Source organism: Amaricoccus sp. (assembly GCF_036846665.1).
GTDB lineage: Bacteria > Pseudomonadota > Alphaproteobacteria > Rhodobacterales > Rhodobacteraceae > Amaricoccus.
In genome coordinates, this window is record NZ_DAIUBO010000264.1 from 1 (window position 1) to 4,607 (window position 4,607).

The 4,607-nt window shown below is 71.7% G+C and carries 4 protein-coding genes; 2 read left to right on the forward strand and 2 right to left on the reverse strand.

Annotated elements, in window-relative coordinates; translation table 11 throughout:
• Positions 1-53: 53 nt before the first annotated feature.
• Together map and sfsA are read right to left on the reverse strand one after the other, a co-directional pair.
• Complete coding sequence (map, locus tag V7050_RS18210; protein ID WP_324375821.1) at positions 54-893, reverse strand: type I methionyl aminopeptidase; 840 nt, start codon at positions 891-893, stop codon at positions 54-56.
• Between the two features lie 56 nt (positions 894-949).
• Positions 950-1,672, reverse strand: a complete 723-nt coding sequence (sfsA, locus tag V7050_RS18215; protein WP_324375819.1) for a DNA/RNA nuclease SfsA — start codon at positions 1,670-1,672, stop codon at positions 950-952.
• Between the two features lie 43 nt (positions 1,673-1,715).
• On the opposite strand from sfsA, the gene V7050_RS18220 reads away from it, so the two are divergent.
• Together V7050_RS18220 and V7050_RS18225 are read left to right on the forward strand one after the other, a co-directional pair.
• Positions 1,716-2,456 carry a competence/damage-inducible protein A gene (locus V7050_RS18220; protein WP_324370435.1) on the forward strand — a complete coding sequence of 247 codons (741 nt, stop codon included), beginning with the start codon at positions 1,716-1,718 and terminating at the stop codon, positions 2,454-2,456.
• 184 nt (positions 2,457-2,640) lie between these two features.
• The gene (locus V7050_RS18225) at positions 2,641-4,467 is read left to right on the forward strand and encodes a potassium/proton antiporter (RefSeq protein WP_324370433.1); all 1,827 of its coding nucleotides are present in this window, start codon (positions 2,641-2,643) and stop codon (positions 4,465-4,467) included.
• Positions 4,468-4,607 lie beyond the last annotated feature (140 nt).

Here is a 4,607-nt window from a genome sequence, read left to right on the forward strand (position 1 = left end):
AGGAGTTCCAGATACGATCGCCGTGCCCGATCCGGCCCGGCGGCGCCGGCGCGTCAGCCTTCGCGCTTCCAGGTCGGATGGAAGAGCCCGGCCGGCGAGAGCGTGAAGATCTCGCAGCCCGTCTCGGTCACGCCGATCGAATGCTCGAACTGCGCCGAGAGCGAGCGGTCCTTGGTGACCGCGGTCCAGTCGTCCTCGAGCACCTTGGTCTCGGGCCGCCCGAGATTGATCATCGGCTCGATGGTGAAGAACATGCCCGGCTCCAGCACCGGCCCGGTGCCCCAGCGCCCGTAATGCAGCACGTTCGGCGGCGCATGGAACACCCGCCCGAGCCCGTGGCCGCAGAAATCCCGCACCACCGAGCAGCGATGCGCCTCGGCGAAGCGCTGGATCGCGGCGCCGATGTCGCCGAAGGTATTGCCGGGCTGCACCTGCTCGATGCCCGCCATCAGCGCGTCATGGGTGATGTCGATCAGCCGCTCGGCCTTCCGGGCCGGCGGGCCGGCCACGTACATGCGGCTGGTGTCGCCGTACCAGCCGTCCACGATCACCGTGACGTCGATGTTGAGGATGTCCCCGGGCTTCAGCCGCTTCTCCGAGGGGATGCCGTGGCAGACCACGTGGTTGACCGAGATGCAGGTCGCGTGGCGGTAACCCTTGTAGCCGATGGTCGCCGAAGTCGCGCCCGCCTCCTCGATCATGCCCTGGATGCGCGCGTCGAGCTCGGCCGTGCTCGCACCCGGCTCCACCTGCGGCGCGATCCGGTCGAGGATCTCGGCCGCGAGCCGGCCGGCCGCCGCCATTCCCGCGAAATCCTCGCGGTCGTGGATGCGGATGCCGTCCTTGTTCAGGCGGCCTGGCAGGGATCGCTCGATGGCGGGTTCTCCGGGCATGATGCCGCCGATGTAGCCTCTGGGACGGGGCATTGCAAACCCGCCGCCGCGCGAAATCACCGCCCGCCCGGCTGGTGCCCCGAAACCGGCACCGCCCGGTCGAGCCGGATGCCGGTCCGGGTGATCCGGGTGGCATGGGCGATCGCCTCGACGCCGGCCTCCCGGGCCGCGGCGAAGGCGCGCGCATAGGCGGGGTCGAGATCGGCGGCGAGGCGGAAGGCGTCGCAATCGTCGCGCTGGATCACGTAGAGCATCACCGCGCGACCGCCGGTGGCGGCCACTTCCGCCAGTTCCCGCAGATGCTTCGCGCCCCGCGCGGTCACGCAATCGGGAAACTCCGCCCAGGCGCCCTCGCGGCGCAGATGGACGTTCTTGACCTCCACATAGGCCGGATCCCGGTCCGGCGCCGTCAGCAGGAAATCGACCCGGCTCCCGGTGCCGTAGCGCACCTCCGGGCGGACCGAGGCATATCCCGCCAGATCCGGGATCGCGCCGGCGGCGAGCGCTTCGGCCACGATGCGGTTGGGGAGGGCGGTGTCGATCCCGGCGAAGCGCCCGCCCCCGAGCTCGACCAGCCGCCAGGAATACCGCAGCTTGCGCCGCGGATCCTCGACCGGCTCCAGCCAGACCGCCATGCCCGGATTGGCGAGCCCGAGCATGGCGCCGGGATTGGCGCAATGCGCCGTGACCGCGCCCCCGTCTTCCAGCATGACGTCGGCGAGGAATCGTTTATACCGGCGGACCAGAATGCCGCGAACCAGGGGGCGGGAGAATTCCATGGCCGCCAGACTGGACCGCGCCCGGAGCGAGGACAAGCCGACGATGCCGAATCCCACCGCCGCGATGCTGACGATCGGCGACGAAATCCTCGCGGGCCGCACCCGGGACGCCAACATGCCGCATCTCGCCTGCGCCCTGGCCGAACGGGGGATCGCCCTGCGCGAGGCGCGGGTGGTGGCCGACGATGCCGCCGAGATCGCCGCCGCGGTCAATGCCTTGCGCGCCCGCTACACCCATGTCTTCACCTCGGGCGGCATCGGGCCGACCCATGACGACATCACCGCCGACAGCGTCGCCGCCGCCTTCGGCGTGAAGATCGGCGTGCGCGAGGACGCCCGCGCCATCCTCGCGACGCATTACGCGAACCCTGAGGTCGATCTCAATGCGGCGCGGCTGCGCATGGCGCGCATCCCCGAAGGCGCGACGCTGATCGACAATCCCGTGTCGAAGGCGCCGGGCTTCTCGCTCGGGAACGTGCATGTGATGGCGGGCGTGCCTTCGGTCTTCGCGGCGATGGTCGAGGGGCTGCTGCCGCGGCTGACCGGCGGCGCGCCGCTCCTCAGCGCCACGGTCCGGGCCGGGCTGCCCGAGGGCGAGCTCGCCGCCGCGCTCGCCGATCTCGCCGCCGCCTTCCCGGATGTCGGCATCGGCTGCTATCCGTTCAATTTCGGCGACAGGCCCGGCGCCAATCTCGTGGCGCGCAGCGCCGACCCGGAAAGGCTCGCTTCCGCCGCGGCGGCGCTCGAGGCCCTCGTCGCAGACCTGGAGGCCGGGCGGGGCTGAGGCCGGGTGTCCCCGGCCCGATCGACCCTTGGCGATCGGGCCGCGCCGGGCGCGGCCTTCTCCCGGTTCCGAGGGTCACGGGCGCCGGCCAGGCGCTTGCCTCTTCGGCGGCCGCACCACAATATCCCCCGGGGCGCCGCGATCCTGCAGGCGCCCCGGTGGCTTGAAGGAGGTGCGGCAGACGATGCAGGGGCTCGACCTCGTCAATACGGCGATCCTCGTCGGCGCCTCGCTGGTTCTGGTCGGCATCTTCTCCAGCCTGGTCGCCACGCGCTTCGGCGCGCCGCTGCTCCTGGTCTTCCTGATCGTCGGCATGCTCGCCGGCGAGGACGGGCCGGGCGGGATCCGCTTCGACGATTACCGCGTGACCTATCTCGTCGGATCCGTGGCGCTCTCGGTGATCCTCTTCGACGGCGGGCTCCGGACCCGGCTCTCGACCTTCCGGGGCGTGCTCGTCCCCTCGCTCCTGCTCGCGACCTTCGGCGTGCTCGTGACCGCGGCGGTCGCCGGGCTCGCCGCCTGGGCGGTGCTCGACCTCGCCCCGATCGAGGCGCTCCTGCTCGGCGCCATCGTCGCCTCCACCGATGCGGCGGCGGTGTTCTTCCTGCTCCGGACCGGCGGGCTGCGGCTGCAGAGCCGGGTGGGCTCGACGCTCGAGATCGAATCCGGCACCAACGACCCGATCGCGGTCTTTCTGGTGATCGTGGTGACCGAGCTGGTGCTCGCGGGCGGCGACCCCCCGGCGCTCGACGTGGCGCTGCGGCTCGGACAGCAGGGGCTGCTCGGGGCCGCGGCGGGGCTCGCGGGCGGCTTCGCGGCGGTCTGGGTGCTCAACCGCATCTCCATGCCGGGCGGGCTGCACCCGCTCTTCGTGGTCGCGGGCGCGGTGCTCGTGGCGGCGACCACCAACCTCGCGGGCGGCAGCGGCCTGCTCGCGGTCTATGTGGCGGGCCTCGTCATGGCCAACCGCCCGGTGCGGGCCTATCCCTCGATCGTCGGCTTCCACGATGCGGTGACCTGGCTCTGCCAGATCGTGATGTTCCTCATGCTCGGCATGCTGGTGACGCCGAGCACGCTCTGGGACTACGCGGTGCCGGGGGTGCTCGTCGCGCTGGCGCTCACCTTCGTCGCCCGGCCGCTGGCGGTCTGGCTCTGCCTCAGCCCCTTCGGCTTCACGCGCACCGAGAAGCTCTTCGTCTCCTGGGTCGGGCTGCGCGGCGCGGTCTCGATCTTCCTCGCGGCGATCCCGACGCTCGCGGGCGTGCCCAATGCGGCGGTCTTCTTCAACATCGCCTTCTTCGTGGTGCTCTTCTCGATGCTGGTCCAGGGCGCGAGCCTGACCGGCGTCGCCCGGCGCCTCAAGGTCGCGCTGCGCCAGTCGATCCCCAATACCAGCCGCGTCGAGATCGACATCCCCGGCCAGGTCGAGCAGGAGATCGTCGGCTATCCGGTGGCCGCCGAGAGCGTGGTCCTCGGCCTCAGCCGCCTGCCGTCCTGGGCGCGGGTGATCATGGTGGTGCGCAAGAACCAGATCCTCGACCGCCAGACCGCCGGCCACCTGCAACCCGGCGACTACAGCTATTTCCTGGTGCCCCGCGAGCGCCTGCCGCGGCTCGACAGCCTCTTCCGCGAGAGCGCCGACGTGGCCCGGCGGCTGGGGCTGGCCTTCGGCGAGCTGCCGATTCGCGGCGAGACCCAGATCGGCGAGGTCGCGCAGTTCTACGAGCTCGACTTCGGCGATGCCGACCCGTCGCTCGCGATCGCCGATTGGGCGGCGGCCCGGCTGGGGAATCAGCCCGACCTCGATGCGACGATCCCGGTGCCGGGCGCCAAGCTGGTGGTCCGGCGGCTGGAATCGGGGCGCATCGCCAGCCTCGGCCTGCAGCTCGACGCGCTCTTCAGTCTCGAGCCGGACGAGCAATTGCTCGACCGGATCGTCGCCGAGGTCGACGAGCCGACGCGGCTCCGAAGCTGGCTCGCACGCCTCGGCTGGCGCCGCCGCAACGCCTGAACCGATTTCCCGGGGATTGCCTCGGGCCGGCGTGACTGGCGCGCCCGCCAGGCAGACGCGCGCAGATTGCCAACTGACGGTGAAGCCCGACCCCCCTCGGCCTCCGCGCTCGCGCGCGTCCCTCCGACGAACCGGCGCGA